Consider the following 232-nt stretch of genomic DNA (forward strand, 5'->3'; position numbering starts at 1 on the left):
TGGAAGTCCGGCGACCGCGCGAGCTTGGCGGTGCCGAGCGCGCTGTCGCCCTCGACGCAGAACAGCTCGCTGCGCGACCCGTCGTCGCTGCGGCAGGCGGCGAGCTTCGCGGGCAGGGACGAGGACTCCAGCGCCGTCTTCCGGCGGGAGCTCTCCTTCTGCTTGCGCGCCGAGACGCGGGCACGCATCTCCCCCTCGACCTTGTCGAGCAGCGCGGCCGACTGGGCCTTGT

The 232-nt window shown here is 72.8% G+C and carries 1 pseudogene; it reads right to left on the reverse strand.

The window, feature by feature from the left end:
* Positions 1-232, reverse strand: a pseudogene (locus KVT14_RS21660) (DNA topoisomerase IV subunit B); the annotation flags it as partial.

It is taken from the genome of Cellulomonas sp. GbtcB1 (assembly GCF_019091725.1).
Taxonomy (GTDB): Bacteria; Actinomycetota; Actinomycetes; order Actinomycetales; family Cellulomonadaceae; genus Cellulomonas.